The organism is Streptomyces sp. NPDC088197, from assembly GCF_044741185.1.
Classification (GTDB): domain Bacteria; phylum Actinomycetota; class Actinomycetes; order Streptomycetales; family Streptomycetaceae; genus Actinacidiphila.
In genome coordinates this window covers 266,130-283,132 of sequence record NZ_JBIUSD010000009.1, presented here as the reverse complement: position 1 = coordinate 283,132, position 17,003 = coordinate 266,130, and the positions used below count along the sequence as shown (strand labels likewise).

Annotated in this window: 15 protein-coding genes; 7 read left to right on the top strand and 8 right to left on the bottom strand. The window is 70.9% G+C overall.

The genetic code is table 11. The annotated features are described in order from the left end of the window. Window positions 1-50 precede the first annotated feature (50 nt). Window positions 51-902, bottom strand: a complete 852-nt coding sequence (gene mca / locus ACIOC1_RS23080; protein ID WP_401856207.1) for a mycothiol conjugate amidase Mca — start codon at window positions 900-902, stop codon at window positions 51-53. A 104-nt stretch (window positions 903-1,006) separates the two neighbouring features. Here mca and ACIOC1_RS23075 point away from each other — a divergent pair, with 104 nt between their 5' ends. Further along, window positions 1,007-1,645 carry a TetR family transcriptional regulator gene (locus ACIOC1_RS23075; RefSeq protein WP_391043161.1) on the top strand — a complete coding sequence of 213 codons (639 nt, stop codon included), beginning with the start codon at window positions 1,007-1,009 and terminating at the stop codon, window positions 1,643-1,645. Window positions 1,646-1,739: 94 nt separating this feature from the next. Here the strand turns inward: ACIOC1_RS23075 and ACIOC1_RS23070 are convergent, their stop codons facing one another. Continuing rightward, window positions 1,740-2,129 (bottom strand): anti-sigma factor antagonist, encoded by a 390-nt coding sequence (locus ACIOC1_RS23070; protein ID WP_391043574.1) that lies wholly within the window; start codon window positions 2,127-2,129, stop codon window positions 1,740-1,742. A 282-nt stretch (window positions 2,130-2,411) separates the two neighbouring features. Between ACIOC1_RS23070 and ACIOC1_RS23065 the strand changes: the two genes are divergently transcribed. Beyond that, entirely contained in the window at window positions 2,412-2,990 is a 579-nt protein-coding gene (locus tag ACIOC1_RS23065; RefSeq protein ID WP_355337555.1) for a sigma-70 family RNA polymerase sigma factor, read from the top strand. Next, complete coding sequence (locus tag ACIOC1_RS23060) at window positions 2,987-4,336, top strand: maleylpyruvate isomerase N-terminal domain-containing protein (RefSeq protein WP_401856206.1); 1,350 nt, start codon at window positions 2,987-2,989, stop codon at window positions 4,334-4,336. Before ACIOC1_RS23065 ends, ACIOC1_RS23060 begins: the two co-directional genes overlap by 4 nt. Window positions 4,337-4,435: 99 nt before the next feature. Here the strand turns inward: ACIOC1_RS23060 and purU are convergent, their stop codons facing one another. After that, complete coding sequence (gene purU, locus ACIOC1_RS23055) at window positions 4,436-5,311, bottom strand: formyltetrahydrofolate deformylase (RefSeq protein ID WP_188279924.1); 876 nt, start codon at window positions 5,309-5,311, stop codon at window positions 4,436-4,438. Window positions 5,312-5,462: 151 nt separating this feature from the next. Next, complete coding sequence (locus ACIOC1_RS23050; protein ID WP_355337548.1) at window positions 5,463-5,909, bottom strand: hypothetical protein; 447 nt, start codon at window positions 5,907-5,909, stop codon at window positions 5,463-5,465. Window positions 5,910-6,069: 160 nt separating this feature from the next. Between ACIOC1_RS23050 and ACIOC1_RS23045 the strand changes: the two genes are divergently transcribed. Next, a complete protein-coding gene (locus ACIOC1_RS23045) occupies window positions 6,070-7,332 on the top strand; it encodes an ABC transporter substrate-binding protein (protein ID WP_401856205.1) in 1,263 nt (420 codons plus the stop codon). A gap of 55 nt (window positions 7,333-7,387) precedes the next feature. Here the strand turns inward: ACIOC1_RS23045 and ACIOC1_RS23040 are convergent, their stop codons facing one another. The 3 genes from ACIOC1_RS23040 to ACIOC1_RS23030 all read right to left on the bottom strand — a co-directional run bounded on the left by ACIOC1_RS23040 (window position 7,388) and on the right by ACIOC1_RS23030 (window position 11,884). Continuing rightward, window positions 7,388-8,572 (bottom strand): serine hydrolase domain-containing protein, encoded by a 1,185-nt coding sequence (locus ACIOC1_RS23040; protein WP_401856204.1) that lies wholly within the window; start codon window positions 8,570-8,572, stop codon window positions 7,388-7,390. A 200-nt stretch (window positions 8,573-8,772) separates the two neighbouring features. After that, entirely contained in the window at window positions 8,773-10,269 is a 1,497-nt protein-coding gene (locus ACIOC1_RS23035; RefSeq protein ID WP_401856203.1) for a hypothetical protein, read from the bottom strand. A 235-nt stretch (window positions 10,270-10,504) separates the two neighbouring features. Next, complete coding sequence (locus tag ACIOC1_RS23030) at window positions 10,505-11,884, bottom strand: transcriptional regulator (protein ID WP_188279929.1); 1,380 nt, start codon at window positions 11,882-11,884, stop codon at window positions 10,505-10,507. 258 nt (window positions 11,885-12,142) lie between these two features. On the opposite strand from ACIOC1_RS23030, the gene ACIOC1_RS23025 reads away from it, so the two are divergent. The 3 genes from ACIOC1_RS23025 to ACIOC1_RS23015 all read left to right on the top strand — a co-directional run bounded on the left by ACIOC1_RS23025 (window position 12,143) and on the right by ACIOC1_RS23015 (window position 15,502). After that, window positions 12,143-12,799, top strand: a complete 657-nt coding sequence (locus ACIOC1_RS23025) for a bifunctional DNA primase/polymerase (RefSeq protein ID WP_391043148.1) — start codon at window positions 12,143-12,145, stop codon at window positions 12,797-12,799. 142 nt (window positions 12,800-12,941) lie between these two features. Then, window positions 12,942-13,823 (top strand): ATP-binding cassette domain-containing protein, encoded by an 882-nt coding sequence (locus ACIOC1_RS23020; protein WP_391043145.1) that lies wholly within the window; start codon window positions 12,942-12,944, stop codon window positions 13,821-13,823. Then, window positions 13,823-15,502, top strand: a complete 1,680-nt coding sequence (locus ACIOC1_RS23015; RefSeq protein ID WP_401856202.1) for a transporter — start codon at window positions 13,823-13,825, stop codon at window positions 15,500-15,502. Before ACIOC1_RS23020 ends, ACIOC1_RS23015 begins: the two co-directional genes overlap by 1 nt. Here ACIOC1_RS23015 and ACIOC1_RS23010 read toward each other — a convergent pair. Beyond that, window positions 15,441-16,820 carry an MFS transporter gene (locus ACIOC1_RS23010; protein WP_401856201.1) on the bottom strand — a complete coding sequence of 460 codons (1,380 nt, stop codon included), beginning with the start codon at window positions 16,818-16,820 and terminating at the stop codon, window positions 15,441-15,443. The genes ACIOC1_RS23015 and ACIOC1_RS23010 overlap by 62 nt on opposite strands. Window positions 16,821-17,003: the final 183 nt, after the last annotated feature.

Below are 17,003 nucleotides of genomic sequence, written 5' to 3'. Positions count from 1 at the left end.
GCCCCGACCCGCGGCGCGCGTCCCGCGCTCCCTCCTCCCCGCACCGCCCGTCACTCCTTGATTCCGGCGAAGAGATCGGTCTCCGGAAGCTTGGCCGGGATGTAGGAGCGGGCGAGAACGTAGTCCTCGGTGGGCCACAGGGCCCGTTCGAGGTCCCGAGGGTGGGAGAAGAAGGGGTTGTCCGGAGCGGCCTGGCTGGCGTGCGCGCGAAAGGCGCGGTCGCGGGTGGCGAAGTGATCCTCGCAGCGGATCCGGGTCGTCGGGTGCAGCTCGACCGCCCAGTCGGGCCACTCGTCCAGCACCTGGCCCATCGAGGAGGAGAGCCCTCGGGCCGTCATGCCGTGGTGCAGGGTCTCGAACCAGGCGCGCGAGAAGGCCACTTGGTAGTACAGCTTCAGCGGTTGCCAGACCGGACCCGCCAGCGGGAAGCATGCCGGGTCCCCCGCCGCGTCGAACGCCTCGACGGCGACGCGATGGGTCTGGACATGGTCCGGATGCGGATAGCCGCCGGATTCGTCGTAGGTGACGAGGACATGGGGCCGGAACTCCCGGACCACCGCGACCAGCCGCTCTGCCGCGACCGGCGGATCCTCGCGGGCGAAGCAGCCCTCCGGCAGCGCCTCGCCCTGCCCGGGCAGTCCCGAGTCGGAGAAACCGAGGAACCGTTGGCGCACCCCGAGGACGGCCGCCGCGGCGGCCATCTCCCGTCGTCGCACCTCCGGCAGCCGGGCCCTGACCTCCGGTGTGTCCAGCAGCGGGTTGAGCACGTCACCGCGCTCCCCGCCCGTGCAGGTCACGACCAGGACATCGACCCCATGGGCCGCGTAGTGCGCGAGCGTGGCGGCGCCCTTGCTGGACTCGTCGTCGGGGTGGGCGTGGACGGCCATCAGTCGGAGTGTCATCACGGTCTCCTATTCCTCTATTTCTTGTATTGGACCTAAAGTTAGGACGGACCCACTCAACCCGTCAAGACTTTTTTTAGGTCCGACCTACTAAAGTGGGAACCATGGCCCAGCTCCGCGAGTTCAAGAAGCAACAGACCCGGCAGACCATCACCCACGCCGCCACCGCCCTCTTCGTCGAGCGGGGCTTCGAGGGGACGACGATCGCCGACGTCGCCGAGGCGGCCGGGGTCTCGAAGATGACCGTCACGAACTATTTCCCGCGCAAGGAGGACCTGTTCTTCGACATGCACGAAGAGGTGATCACCGGCCCCGCCCGCGCCTTCGCCGGCCGCCCCGTCGGCGAGTCCGCACTGGACGCGGTGCGCCGGGACTACCTCGAAGCGGTCGAGCGGCACGACGCGCTGCTCGGCTGGACCCAGCCCGGATTCACGCGGCTGATCGACGAGAGTCCGGTGCTGCGCGCCCGCCTCCGCGAGATGTACGACCACCAGGAGCAGGCACTGTCCGTCACGCTCGCCGAGGCCGTGGGCGACGAGCCGGACGCCTTCGAGCCGCGGCATGCCGCCGCCCAACTCAGCACGGTGCTGAGGCTGTTGTTCGGTGAGGCGCAGCGCCGGGTGCGACAGGGCACGACCGAAAGGGAGTTGTTCGACGCGCTGGGGCGGATTGCGCGGGAGGCGTTCACGCGACTGGAGCCGTCATTGGGCGCGTACGCGGTGCGGGAGTCCCCGCACGAGTGAAGACGGACGGGAAGGAAAGAGGAAAGGAGAGGAATGGTGAAGGCGAGCGAAGTCGAGCGAGATTGGCCGAAAGGGGCCGCCGGCAGAGGCCGGTTCAGGCCGAGAGCGGCCTGGCGGTGTCGTCCGTCGCGGCTTCCAGATCCGGATAGACCTCAAAGAGCCGTCGTACGCCGAGGGCGGCCAGCACCCGGTTGACGTGCGCGCCGCCGCCGTAGCCCTCGGTGGGCGCCGTCACCGTGGGAACGTCCTCGGGCAGCACGATGCGCAGGCGGCCCGCACAGGACCGCATCAGCCGCCGGGCACCGATCAGGACACCGACTCCGCTGGAATCGCAAAAGCGCACGTCAACGAGGTCGAGTACCACCCGGCGCCGCCCTGCGGCAACCGCGTCGTGAACCTTCTGCCGGACCGCGGGAGACGAGATCAGGTCCATCTCACCCGCGACCGTCACCACCACCCAGCCGTCTCGCTCGGCCTGGGTCACCAGCACCGGTTCCCACCTCGCCTCGCCGTCGACTTCAGGAACATCATCACCATGACCCTATGCCCGTTCTCCGTCGTAACTCTGCAATGTTCCGGTCACACCCGGATAACAGACCGCCAAAATCGATCACAGTCAGCAGCAGGTTGGTGCAAAGCGACGCACGTCGCAGGAGGTGCCCGTTACATTCGACCTGAGCGCATTCGGGCACGCTGAACACACTCGGCTACGGTCGGTGGCCGGGCAAGGGGCGACAGGGCAGGCGACGAGGCAAGGGGGCGGCAGATGGCGACACCCGCACCACCGCGCTGGGACCGCAAGATGCAGCAGCGGCTGGCGCGCGGTGAGGAAGCCGCACTCGGCGAGCTGTACGACCGGTACGCCTCACTTGTGCACGGCCTGGCCTATCGCGTGATGGACGACGACGACGCGGCCGACCTCATCACCCGCGAGGTGTTCGGCTACATCTGGGAAAATCCGGACGCCTACGACCCGAAGCACGGCTCGCTGCGGTCGTGGATCGCGACACTCACCCAGCGGCAGGCCGTGCACCGGCTGCGACAGCAGTCGAACCGGGGCCGTTCCACGCCGGACGAGGTGGAGGCCCGGGTACGCGAGGCCAACACGGCGGCCCGCGCCGACTTCATCGTCACCTCGATGCCCGCGCCGCTGCGCGCCGCCCTCGAACTGGCCTACCGGGAAAGGGTCGACTACCGCACCGCGGCGGCCGGGCTCGGGGTGAGCGAGGACGAGGCGCGCCGTCGGCTCCGGCTCGGGCTGCAACTGCTGTCCACGGCCATGGAACCGGGCGAGCAGGGCGACGACCACCCGCTGGATCCCCGGGGACAGCGAGGGCGACGATGAGCGGTCCCGCGTTCCACAACGGCGACGGCCCGCACGGCGGGGACGACGGCGAGCCGCGCGTCCCGTACCAGCGCGAGCAGCCCGAGACGCGGGAGACCGCGCACCGGCAGCCGCCCGCGGAGTCGCACCAGCCGATGCCCCAACTGCCGCACTACGACCACCGCACCCTCAAGTCGCTGCTCGGCGCGTGGGCGTTGTCGGTGTGCTCGCAGGACGAGGCGCTGGCGGTCGAAGTGCATCTGACGGACTGCGCCACCTGTGCGGATGAGGCGCTACGACTGCGGGACGCGGTGGGTCTGCTGCACCAGGAGGATTCGCTCGACCTCGATCCGCTGCTGCGGGCAAGGGTGTTGGAAGGCTGCCTCGGCCGTCGGCCGGCGCGTATCCCGGTGCCCGAGTGGGCCGGACCGTTCGACGCGGAGGCCGCCCGACTGGACGCGCTGCTGCGCGACCTCGGCGACGGCTACTGGAAGGCACCGGTCGAGCTGAAGTGGCACGACGGCGAGCAGCGGTCGACGGAGTTCACGGTCGCGCAGGTCATCGGTCATCTCACCGCCGTGGACAGCCTGATCGCCAGGTCGCTCGGGCTGCCGCCGGACGGCGGCGACCCGTCGGCGGACCCGCCGCGTTCCGGGCTCGGCGGCCTGGGCCTGGGCATCGGAATGGGCATCGCCTCCCGCGCCCGGCTGCGCAACGCCCGCAATATGGGCGACTTCCCGCTCACCCCGGTCGAGCGCACCGCCGCGCACTGGGCGACGCACAGCATGTTGCCCGGAGCGACCGTGCGCTCCCTGTGGCGCGAGCAGAGCCACAGCCTGGTGCGTACGGTCTCCTTCGCGGGCGGCGGCGCGGGCGGGCTCGATGTCGACTACGGCTCGTTCGCGCTGCCGCTGGAAGACGCCTTCCTGGACCGGGCCTTCGAGTGCTGGATCCACGCGTCGGACATCGCCGAGGCCGTGGACTATCCGTACGATCCCCCGGCGCCGCGCAATCTCAACCGCATCATCGACCTCGCCGCGCGGCTGCTGCCCGAGGCGCTGGCGGACCGGCGCAGGGCCGGTCTGACCACCTCGCCGACGCATCTGGTGACGGCCGGTACGCCGGGCCGTTCGCTGCTGCTCGAAGTCGAGGGCAAGGGCGGCGGCCAGTGGTATCTGCCGCTGGACTCGCCCGGCGCCGTCGCGTCGCCGGAGGAGATGGTCGCCCATGTGGCGATGGACTGCGTCGAGTTCTGCCAGTTGGCGGCGGGTCACATCGAGCCGGAGCGGATCGCGGTCGGCCAGATCGGCGACCGCGACGTCATCCGTGACGTGCTCTTCGCCACGGCGTCCCTGTCCCGCCTCTGAGACGGACGCCTCTGCCCTGACGAGGGCCGGGCGAAGAGCCCGCTCGGACAGAGAGCTCAAGCGAAGAGCTCGGACAGAAGGCTCAAGCAAAGAGCCCGCTCAGGCGAAGACGACCGTGCGGTGGCCGTTGAGCAGCACCCGGTGCTCGCTGTGCCACTTCACCGCGCGGGCCAGCGCCTGGCACTCCACATCGCGCCCGATGGCGACGAGCTGTTCCGGCGTGACCTCGTGGCCGACCCGCTCGACCTCCTGCTCGATGATCGGCCCCTCGTCGAGGTCGGCCGTCACATAGTGCGCGGTGGCGCCGATGAGCTTCACACCGCGGGCGTGCGCCTGGTGGTAGGGCTTGGCGCCCTTGAAGCTCGGCAGGAAGGAGTGGTGGATGTTGATGATCTGACCGGACAGCTCACGGCACAGGTTGTCGGAGATCACCTGCATGTAGCGCGCGAGCACGACGAGTTCGACGCCCTCCTTGCGCACGATCTCCAGCAGCCGCGCCTCGGCCTCGGCCTTGGTGTCCCTGGTGACCGGCACATGGTGGAAGGGAACGCCGTAGGAACCCACAAGTTCCTGGAAGTCGGTGTGGTTGGAGACCACGGCGGCGATCTCGACCGGCAGCGCGCCGATGCTGGTGCGGAAGAGCAGGTCGTTGAGGCAGTGCCCGAACTTGCTGACCATGAGCACGACCCGCATGCGCTCGTCTGACGGGTGGATCCGCCAGTCCATGTGGTACGCCTCGGCGATCGCCGCGAAGCTGGCGCGCAGCTTGTCCACGGTCACCGCCTGCTCGGCCGAGAAGTGCACCCGCATGAAAAACAGGCCGGTGTCCTGGTCGCCGAACTGCTGACTGTCGACGATGTTGCAACCGGTCATGAAGAGATAGCTGGAGACCGCGTGCACGATGCCCTGTTTGTCCGGGCAGGACAGGGTGAGGACGTACTGCGGGTCTGGCTGCGGCGGCTGCTGTTCGGTCACGCCGTCAGCCTCGCACAAACCGACCCCTTCAGGTCGGACTGTCCGTCAAGCGGAACCCACGGATATCGCGCGCCAGGTGGCGCGGGGAAAATCAGGTGCCACCGGAAAACACGCACCAGGTGCGGCCCGGGGACGTATGAACATCCAACGGTCACGCCGACCGTATGTAGATCGCCAGCACCTCCAGCGAGCGCGGCGGCGTGTCCGGGTCGTCGCCGTCGGCGGCGGACATCCGTACGTGGGCGTCGCGGGCGGCGCGGACCGCCTCCGGCCAGGCGTGGTGGTCGAGATAGGCGGCGACAGGTGCGTCGGCGCCCACCTGGTGCAGGATTTTGAGGACGCGCAGCACGGCGACGTCGACGAGCGCGGCCTCCTGCGAGTCGCGGAAGATCGTGCCCACGTACTTCTCGGCGGACCAGTTGTCGAGCCAGGTGTCCTCGACGAGCCGGTACACGGCGTCCGTGACGTCCCCGTATCCCTCGCGGCCGGTCTGCCAGACCTCCCGCTGGAACACCGGGTCGCTGATCATGTGCAGCGCGGAGCGCACATTGCTGCGCCAGCGCCACCAGGGCATGTCATTGAGCGGCATGCCCCCCATCGTGGAGGAGTGACGGCCGCGACGGGAAGACTTCTCCGAACCTTGCACAATGGCGCATCGTACGTTCTCCACCGACGCCACCCGTAATTCACCTGATAGTGACCGTCCGTTCGCTTGTGGTCACCCCGGCGTTGGGCGCGGGCCGGAATCTTCGCATGACATGAGGGAACGGCGTATCCGCAGGGTCCGCACGGCTGCCGTCGCGCTGCTGGCCACAAGTGCGCTGCTCAGCGGGTGCGGTGTGCTTCCCGGAGGTTCGGGCGGCTCCACTGGACCGCTCGTCGTGATGACGTGGGCGCCGGTCGACACGAAATCGACCAATATGCCGGGAATGCTCGCCATGGCGCAGGCATTCGAGAAGTACACCAACGAGCAGGGCGGTCTCAACGGCCGCAAGTTGAAGGTGCTGACCTGCAACGAACGCCATGACGCGGTCGCCGTCACGGACTGCGCGCAGCAGGCGGCGAAGGCGGGCGCGGTCGCGGTTGTCGGTTCCTACAGCGAAGAGGGCGGCAGTTTCACCACCGCCCTGGAGTCGAACGGCATCCCGTACATCGGCGGCTACGGCATCACCGCCGACGAGTTCCAGAGCCTGCTGTCGTACCCGGTCAACGGCGGTCTGCCCGCGCTGCTGGCGGGCAGCGGACGGCAGTTGGCGGACCTGTGCAAGAAGGTCAATCTGGTGCGGCCCGACACGATCACCGGTGACCAGTTCCCGATCTTCCTCGACCAGGGGCTCAAGAGCGGCGGCCGGCCGCCCGCGCGCGACATGCTCACGGCCGACGACTCCAACGACTACACCGACATCGCCACCGCCGCGGTCGGCAACAACAAGCCCTCCACCTGCGTCTCCGCGGTGCTCGGCGACCGCACCAGCACCTTCTTCGACTCTCTGCGCCGGGTCGGCGAGGAGCAGCCGAAAGTGCGGCTGTCCTCGGTGCTCGGCAGCGTGCAGCAGTCGGTGGTGGACTCGACCGGCGGCGCGGGCAGCCCGCTGGAGAACGCGTACGTGACCGGCTGGTACCCGCCCGCGTCCGACGCCAAGTGGGCCGAGATGAAGTCGGTGGTGAAGAAGTACGCGTTCGGCGACGACCGGATCGACGTCGCCGACCCCGGGGTGCAGACCACCTGGGTCGCGTACACCGTCTTCGCCAAGGTGGTGCGGGAGATGGACGAGAAGGTCAGCGTGAACGCGGACAATCTGCACCGCGCGATGGACACCACGACACACCTGTCGACCGGCGGCCTCACCCCGGATCTCGGCTGGACGCAGACGGATCTGCTGGGCATCCCGAGCCACTCCCGGATGGTGAACTCCAAGGTCACTTATCAGGTGGTACGCGACGGGCGGCTCGTGCTCGCGCGGCCGGGCTTCGTGGACCTGACCAAGACGCTCCGGCAGAACTCGTCCGCGCAGAACTGAGCGCCCCCGAGCGGCCCGTACGACCCCTAGCGCACCGTCCAGGACGCGCGCGCCCTCACACCCCCGCCGCGTACCGCCAGAAGTCCCGCATCACCTGGGGCGGCGTCGGGCCGGTCATCGAGCGCTGCGTGAAGAGGATGCTGACAGCGCCGGTCGAGGGCGTGACATGCGCCGTGGTGCCGCTGCCGCCGACCCAGCCGTAGCGGCCAAGGACGTTCCAGGGGTCGGTCTCCGCGACGTCCACCGAGCCGCCGAAGCCCCATCCTTGGCCTTCGAGGAACAGCTCGCTCGCGTCGCGCTGGGACCGCGTCAGGTGGTCGGTGGCCATCATCCGCACCGACCGCGCGGACAGCAGCCTGCGGCCGTCCACGGTCCCCTCGGCGAGCAGCATGCGGGCGAAGGCGAACCAGTCGTCGACGGTCGAGACGAGGCCGCCCGCGCCCGAGGTGAAACCGGGCGCCTTGGTCCACTCCTCGCCCGGCGGGTCCGACAGTTCGATACCGCCGTCCGCGCCCGTCCCGTAGGCGCTGGTCAGCCGGGCGAGCGCGGTCGCGGCCACGGTGAAGCCGGTGTCGGCCATGCCGAGCGGTTCGAAGATCCGCTCGGCGAGGAACTCGGCGAAGGAGCGGCCCGAGACCCGGGCGATCAACGCGCCCTGGATGTCCGAGCCGGTGTTGTACAGCCAGGCGTCTCCCGGCTGGTGGAGCATCGGGATACGGGCCAGCGCCGCCAGCCAGTCGTCGGGGCCCGCGAAGCCCGACAGCCGCGCCGGGCCCTGCTTCAGCTCGGTGAACAGCGGTTGCAGGGCGGGGAGTGAGAAATCGCTGGGCATGCCGTACCCGGCCCTGAAGGTGAGCACGTCGGCCACGGTGACCGGCCGGGCGGCCGGGACCACGTCGTCGACCGGGGCGTCCGGGGTGCGGACGACGACCGGCGCGGCCAGTTCCGGCAGCCAGGTCGCGATGGGGTCGTCCAGCGCGATCCGGCCGTCGTCGACGAGCATCATCACGGCGGCGGCGGTGATCGGTTTGCTGACGGAGGCGATCCGGAAGATCGCGTCCCTGGCCATCGGCACGGCGCCCTCGAGGTGCGCGGAACCGACCGCTGCGACCTCCACCCGGTCGCCGCGCGCCACCAGACCCACCGCACCCGGAATCGTGCCGTTGTCGATGTACGGCTCCAGGACGCCGCGCAGGCCCGCCGCCGGATCGGTCGTGGAACTGTTCGTGGGATGCGTCATCGGTCCACCTCTCGCATGGTGCGGTCGAGAGGAAGACTGCCGCGTCGGCGCGGATTCATCGGTCGGGCGCGGACGTGTCGGGTCCGTCACCGTCCGTCCGCGTACGCACGCATATAAGCGCACGGGAGCGCACAGGCGCGCAAGGAAACGCGCGGTGACGCGTATACGCGCGTGGCCCCGTCAACCAACGGCCCCGCGGCTCAGAGCTGGCTGTACTGCCGCTCGGTGAGCCCGTACTGCTTCGCTATGGCGTTCCACAACCGGACCGCGCGCTTCTTCTGCTCGGTGGCGGTGCCGCTCTCGCGGTTGCCGTCCTGGGCCTCGCCGGTGCTGCGGGCGTGGCCGCCCTTGCAGACGCTGTGGTTGTGCGCGGCCTGGTCGGCCCAGTTCGCGTAGTGGCCGTCCGCGGCGGCCGACGCCTGCCACGCCTTGGTGAGGGCTTCGGTCAGGTCGGCGTGGTTGGGCAGCTTGTCCACCGACAGGCCGCCGAGCTGGGTGACCAGGCCGGTGCGCTGGGTGGCGGCGGACCGCAGGTCGGCGGCGGCGGGCCCGAGATTCTTGCAGTTCTTGATCGACTCGACCGCGCTCACCACGGAGCTGCGGCTGTTGCCGCTGGTTTTCAGCAGCGCGTCGAGGCCCTGCGCCTGCTGCTTGACGGCGTCGTCGGCCGCGGAATCGGTGCTGCCGCTCGCGGACGTGCTCGGCGCGGAGGACGCCGGGGTGCCGCTCTTCGACGCGGTGTTGTCCGTCTTGGCGTCGCCGCCCTTGTTCAACAGCCCGCCGACCACGAGGCCCGCGACGACGCACCCGGCAACGACGATGCCGATCACCATGAGGGGCGACAGCCTGCGGCGCGGACCGTCGTCCTGACCGTGCCCGCCGTCGTAGCCGTAACCGGGGTCGTACGGCTGCTGCGGGGGCTGGCCCATGCCGCCCTGCTGCTGCCCGTACTGCTTCTGTTGCTGTTGCTGGGACGGCGGCTGGATGATCCGCTGGCGCAGCGGTTCCGGGCCGGGCACGTCGCTGCGGAACAGGTGGTCGTAGTCGCTGTCGTGCTGCGGCCCCGTCTGGGGCTGCTCCTCGTACCCGCCGCCCTGGCCCTGACCTTGGCCCTGGCCCTGGCCCTGACCTTGGTCGTACGACTGCTGGCCGTACTGCTGCTGGCCGCCGTACGACTGCTGCTGGTCGTACCCCTGCTGCCCGTAGCCGTCGTAAGGCTGCTCATAGGACTGCTCGTATGACTGCTGCGCGGGCGGGGACTGCGGGCCGCCGTACTGCGGCTGCTGCTCCTGCTGGTCGCGGTCCTGGAAGATCGACAGCGGCAGCGCCTGGGTGGCGTCGGCGGCCTGCTGCTGCGGGGCCGTGGGCGGTGCCTGCGGCGGTACGGGCGGCAGCGGCGGTACGGGGCCCGGCCCCTGGCTCGCGGCGGCCATCGGCATGCCGGGGTCGCCGCCGGGGTACGGGGGCAGCATTTGCGTGGCGTCGGCCACCGGGACGGCGGGCGGCGGCATGCTCCCGGGATACGGCGGCAGCATCTGGGTGGCGTCGGCGGGCTCGGGCAGCGGGGCGGGCTCGCCCCAGGGGGAGCCGCCGGCCGGCTGCACATGTTCCCCGTAGGGCGGCTGCTGCCGCCCCGCGGGCACCACGACGCCCCGGTACGCCTCAGGCGTCTCCTCGCCGCGTCCGTCGGTGTGCATCGCCGCTGACTCCCGCCTATGCCCTGTCGTCCGTTGCCGGATCCTTCCGAACCATCCGCCAACGCTACCGGGTTAACCGGACCATCAACCACGTACCCGAACGAGTGAACGTCATGACACACCGAGAGGGCGGAAGTACCGGGCGTACCGGGCCCGTTCCCGCAAGGTCTCTCCAGCGCTTTGGCCACCGCGCGGGGACGCGGTGTCGGTCGCGTAACGATTCGGTGATGGTCCGCTATGCGGCGTCCTGTTCCTCCAGACGGGCGCCGAACTCGCGGACCACGGGCTCCGCCGCGTAGGGCTCCAGGCGGCGGCGGAAGTCGTCCAGGTACTCCGCGCCGCGGTTGGAGCGCAGACCGGACAGAAGGGTGACGGCGCGGGTGCCCGTGTTGCAGGCCTCTTCCAGTTCACGCTGCTGCACCTGGGCGTCGGCGAGCAGCAGCATGTCGATGGCACGGCGCCTGGTGCGCGATTCGGGGTGCGCGGCGAGCGCTTCCTCCGCGCGGCGCGCGGCGGGCGCGGCCTGGCCGAGGTCGCGGTGACAGTGCGCCAGTTCGTCGGCGAGGTAGGCGTGGTCGAAGTGGGCGATCCAGGGCGGGTCGTCGTCGGGCCGGGAGTGTTCCATGGACTCGACCGCGAGGTTGGCCACGGTGGCGAAGGTGCGGGCGTCGCCGAGCAGCGCGTGGCCGCGGGCCTCCGCGGCGTAGAACATCGCCTCCGCCGTGGGTGTCACCTGGCCGCGGGCGCCTTCCTGTGCCGCGCGGGCGAGTTGGGCGATCTCGCGCGGGTTGCCGAGCGAGGCGGCGAGGTGGCTCATGCTGGCCGCGAGGATGTAGCCGCCGTAGCCGCGGTCGCCCGCCGCCTGGGCCAGGCGCAGCGCCTGGATGTAGTAGCGCTGGGCGAGTCCGGGCTGTCCGGTGTCGACGGCCATGTAGCCCGCCAGTTCGGTCAACCGCGCGACGGCGCCGAAGAGTTCCCTGCCGACCTGGTCGCGGTAGGTGCCCGCGAGTAACCCGGACACCACGCTGTTGAGGTAGTGGACGACGACCGGGCGGACGTGTCCGCTGCCGAAGCGGTGGTCCAGGTCGGTGAGCGCCTGCGTCGTCGCCTTGACGGCCTCGACGTCCGACATGCCCACCCTGGCACCGCCGTTGCGGGCGACGCCCTGGTCGGGGCGGGTGATCAGCCAGTCGCGGCTGGGCTCGACGAGGGCGGAGGCGGCGACCGTGGAGCCGGTGAGGAAGTCGCGGCGGCCGACGTCGCTGCGCCACAGCTCGCAGACCTGCTCGATCGCGCCGAGGACGGTCGGCGCGAAGTGCAGACCTATGCCGGTGGCCAGGTTCTTGCCGTTGGCCATGCCGATCTCGTCGATGGACACGGCGCGTCCCAGCTTGCGGCCGATCGCCTCGGCGATGATGGCCGGGGCCCGGCCGCGCGGCTGCTGACCCCGCAGCCAGCGGGCCACGGACGTCTTGTCGTACCGCAGGTCGAGGCCGTGTTCGGCGCCGCACATGTTGACCCTGCGGGCGAGCCCGGCGTTGGAGCAGCCGGCCTCCTGGATAAGTGCCTGAAGCCGTTCGTTCGGTTGCCGAGCCACGAGCGGTCGTGCGGCCATCAATTCCCCCACTTCGACGATGCGTACCTCGTCCTGGTGACAGGTGCCCATCTCATCACCGAAAAATGCCCTGTTAGAGCGGCATTTCATGTCGTTTTCGCCTTTAGCGGAACGAGCGGAACGACACGCGGACCCCAAGTGACTACCCGAATACGGGCCCGGATCGCGCACGCGCCCCCGGGCGTGCACCAGTGCGCCCGCCATGAGCCGAGGGCCCGGCCCCCGTAACTCACGCTGACGAGGGAAGTTGTGCAGCGCGTGGAAGACACCATCGGAGCACCGCGGCAGCTCACCGCCCAACTTCTCGACACGGCCGTCCGATACGCGCAGGAGCGGCACTGGGACGTGCTCCCCGGCTCCTGGATCGAGGACGACACGGGCGGCCCCGCGCTGTGCTCCTGCGCGTCTCCTACCTGCCCTGCTCCCGGCGCCCACCCGACCCGGCCCGACTGGGCGGCGCACGCCAGCGGCAGCGCCGACGCGGTACGGCGCATGTGGGGCAAGCAGCCGCGCGCCTCGGTCCTGTTGCCGACGGGCCGTACGTTCGACGCGGTCGACGTGCCGGAGGTGGCGGGGTGCCTGGCGCTGGCCAGGATGGAGCGGATGGATCTGCCGCTGGGCCCGGTGATCTGCACGCCCGACCGCAGGCTGGTCTTCTTCGTCCTGCCCGGCGCCACCGTCAAGGTGCCCGATCTGCTGCGGAAGTTGGGCTGGGCGCCCGGCTCGCTCGACCTGCGGGTGCGCGGCGAGGGCGACTGGATCGCCGCGCCGCCGACGCGGACGGGGCCGGGCGCCTCGGTGCAGTGGGCGCGGCAGCCGACCGCCCTGAACCGGTGGCTGCCGGACGTCGAGGAGCTGCTGAGCCCGCTGGCGTACGCGTGCGGGCGGGAGTTGGCGGCGGCGAGGGGCCGCTGACCCCTGCGCGCGGGGCTCACGCTCCCGAGTCCTTCGGTCACTGTCAGTGGTCGCGTCTAGGGTTGTCGGACATAGACCTTCGCGCGTCGTCCGACCAGCGGCGCGCCGGGGGCAGGGGCGCGAGACGGGGAGAGGTGCCGCCATGTCGGAGCCGCAGAGGTCGCAGGGGGAGCAGGAGTCGCAGCGGAAGCTGACGCCGTACCGGCCGGTGCCGTACGGGAGGACCGCCGAGGAGGTGTCCGAGGCGGCCGGAGACACCGATCCGGTCGCTGTGCGTGTGCGCGGGCTGTGGAAGCGGTTCGGCGAGCAAGTGGCCGTGGCCGGGATCGATCTGGAGCTGCCCGCGGGCCGCTTCATCGGCCTGGTGGGGCCGAACGGGGCGGGGAAGACGACCTCGCTCTCCATGATCACCGGCCTGCTGCGGCCGGACGACGGCAGTGTGCGGATCGTGGGCCACGACGTGTGGACGGACCCGGTCGGCGTGAAGTCCAGGATCGGCGTGCTGCCGGAGGGTCTGCGGCTGTTCGAGCGGCTGTCGGGACGTGAACTGCTCGGCTATACGGGTCGGTTGCGCGGTCTGCCGGGCGCCGAGGTCGACAAGCGCGCCGGTCAGCTCCTCGACGTCCTGGACCTGTCGGCCGCGCAGAACAAGCTGGTCGTCGACTACTCCACCGGTATGCGGAAGAAGATCGGCCTGGCCGCCGCCCTGCTGCACAATCCCGAAGTCCTCTTCCTCGACGAGCCGTTCGAGGGCGTCGACCCGGTGTCCGCGCAGGTCATCCGCGGTGTGCTGGAGCGCTATACGGAGTCAGGCGGCACGGTCGTCTTCTCCTCGCACGTGATGGAGCTGGTGGAGAGCCTGTGCGACTGGGTCGCGGTCATGGCCGCGGGCAAGATCGTGGCGCGCGGCCCGCTCGCCGAGGTGCGCGGCACCGCTCCCTCGCTCCAGGACGCCTTCCTGTCGCTGGTGGGCGCCGACCGGCGCGACGGGCAGGCGCTCGACTGGCTGAGCGGCGGCAAGTGATGACCACCTCGGCCACCGCCCCGCTCGCCGCTCCCGCGCCGCCGCCCCCGCCGGGTCGCGGTTCCTCGCTCACGCCAGTCTTCGTACGGCTCAAGCTCACCCTCTTCCGCAACGGCCTGCGCCGGTCCACCGGCCGTACGGTCGGCTGGTCCCTCGGCGTCGCCTTCGCGATGCTGTACGCGCTCGGCATGGGCGCCGGAATGGTCGCGCTGCGGAACAACCACTACGCACCGTCCGCCGCCGTCACCGTGACCGTCGTCCTGGTCGTGGGCTGGGCGATCATGCCGCTGTTCTTCTTCGGCGGCGACGACACGCTCGACCCGACCCGGCTGGCGATGCTGCCGCTACGGCCGCGCCCGCTGATAACGGCGCTGTTGGTGTCGTCGCTGATCGGCGTCGGTCCGCTCTTCACACTGCTGGTGTCGACCGGTGCGGTCGTCGCGGTCGCGCACGGCGGGGCCGCGTGGGTCGTCGCGGTCGTGGCCGTGGCCCTGACGCTGCTGCTGTGCGTGGCGCTGTCGCGGGCGGTGGCCGCCGCCAACACCCGGCTGCTGACCAGCCGGAAGGGCCGCGACCTGGCCCTGCTCAGCGGTCTGTTCGTGGCGGTGGGTGCCCAGCTCGTCAACCTCGGCGTCAACTCGCTGTCGTCCGACGGCGGTCTGCACCGGGCGACCTCGGTGGCGTCCGTACTGCGCTGGATTCCGCCCGCGCCCGCCGTGGACGCGGTGCGTTCGACGGCGCGCGGGTCGTACGGCCTGGCCGTCGTGCAACTGGCCCTCACCGTCGCCGTGCTGGCGCTGGTCCTGCGCTGGTGGCACGCCAGCCTGCACCGGCTGATGGTCTCGCCCGACGCGTCCACGCTCCAGGCGGCGCCGGAGCGCGAGGGGTCGAAGGCGCGGGGCGGGGCGGCGACGGGCCCTTCGCTGCCGGCCCGGCTGCTGCCCGGACGGCTGGTGGGCGGCCGGACGGCCACGGTGATGGAGCGGCAGTTCCGGTACCTGTGGCGCGACCCGAGGTCGAAGGCGGCGTGGGCGACCGGGCTGGCCGTCGGGCTGCTGCTGCCGCTGGTCGCGGTGGTGCAGCACGGCACCGTCTACCAGTGCCTGTGGGCGGCGGGGCTGCTCGGCATGCAGATGTACAACCAGTTCGGCATGGACGGCTCCGCTTTCTGGACGGTGTCGGCGACGATCACCACCCGCAGGGACGCGGCGCTCGAACTGCGCGGCCGGGCGCTGACGTTGGCCGCCATCGCCGTGCCGTACGTCACCGTCGTCACCACCGGCGCGGCGCTGCTGCTCCACCGGGTGTCGGCGCTGCCCGAGACGCTGGGGCTGTCCTTCGCCTTCCTGGGCGCGCTCATCGCGACCGGCAGCTACGCGAGCGTCCGCTACCCGTACGCGCTCCCGCAGGACAACCCGTTCGCCAACGCGGCGCCCGGCCAGGGCGGTCTCGTCGCGCTGAACGTCGTCGGCGGCACCTTCAGCGGCGCGGCCCTGTCGCTACCGGTGATCGCGCTGACCCTCGCCCTCCACTTCAACGATCTCCATTCGCTGCTGTGGCTGGTGCTCCCGGTGGGCGCGCTGTACGGGCTCGCGGTCGCGGCGGTCTCGCTGCGGTTCACCGCTCCGCGGCTGCTCGATCGTCTTCCGGAGATCCTGGGGGTGGTGGCGAAGGCGTGACGGACGGGGCCGGTGGCAGGTGGTCGTCGAGGGCGGTGCCGTCCTTGCCTGCCCAGCCTGTGCTGCCGTCCTTGCCTGCCCGGACTGTGCTGCTTTTCCTGTCGGCGGTGCCGGCCGTGTCGATGCCGTCCGCTCGGTCGGCGCGGCGCCGCGGGCCGCGCCATTCCGCGATCCAGTAGAGCAGCGCGAGGGCGGGCAGGGCGGCGCCGAGCAGGGCCACCGAGGTCCAGCCACCGGCGTGGTAGGCGTAGGAACCGGCTTGTGAGCCGATCGCGCCGCCGACGAAGAAGGTGGCCATGAAGGCGCTGTTGAGCCGGGACCTGGCCTGGCCGTCGAGCCGGTAGATCACCTGCTGGCCGAGGATCAGGGTGGTCTGCACGGCCATGTCGAGAAGCACCGCGGCGGCGCCGAGCGCGATGACGCTGTGCCGTCCCACCCCGGCGAGGCCGAAGGCCAGGGCCGCGGTGACGAAGGCGACGGCCGTCATCGGCCGGACCAGGCCGCGGTCGGCCCAGCGTCCGGCGAGCGGTGCCACCAGTGCGCCGCCCGCGCCCGCGAGCGCGAAGAGGCCGACCTGCCACTGGCTGTAGTTGAAGGGATCGCTGGTCAGAACGAAGGAGATGGTGGTCCAGAAGACGCTGAAGGCGCCGAACATCGCGGCCTGGTACAGCGCCCTGCGCCGCAGCGCCGGGTGCACGCGCAGCAGGCGGGCGGTGGAGCGCAGCAGCAGCCCGTACGACAGCGTGGCGGCGTCGGCTCCGGGAGCGCGGCGCGGCAGGGACCTGCGCAGTACCAGGGTCAGTACGGTCATCAGCCCGGCCGAGGTCAGGTAGACGACCCGCCAGCTGGTCGCGTCCGCCAGCAGGCTGCCGAAGGTACGGGACAGCAGGATGCCGGTCAGCAGGCCGCTCATCACCTGCCCGACGACCTTGCCGCGGCTCTCGTCCGGCGCGAGGTCGGCGGCGAAGGGCACGAGGATCTGGGCGACGACGAGCGTCGTGCCGACGATCAGCAGCGCGGCGAGCAGGACGGCGAAGCCCGGTGCGAGACCGGCAAGCACCAGACCGGCGATGGTGAGGGCGAGCAGGACGGTGGCGAGGCGGCGCTTCTCGATGACGTCGCCGAGCGGGACGATGAGCAGCAGGCCGGCGGCGTAACCGAGTTGGGAGACGGTGACGAGGCTGCCCGCGGCGACCGCGCCGATCCCGAACGCCTGGCGCAGCTCGCTGAGCAGCGGCTGCGCGTAGTAGAGGTTGGCGACGGTCAGACCGCAGGCCACGGCGAGCAGGACGATGAGGCGGCGGGGCGGGCCCGGCACGGGGACCGGTGTGGCGCCGACTGCGTGTCCGGGCCCTGCGGCGGCGGGTCCGGACGCGGGTATGTGCACGGGTTCGGGCCCTGGGGACGGTGCGTCGGACGACGGCTGGGACATCGATACCTCGTCGAAGTGGAAACCGGTTTAACCAGTTCCGAAGGTACCAGTTAAACCGGTTCCCCGGTA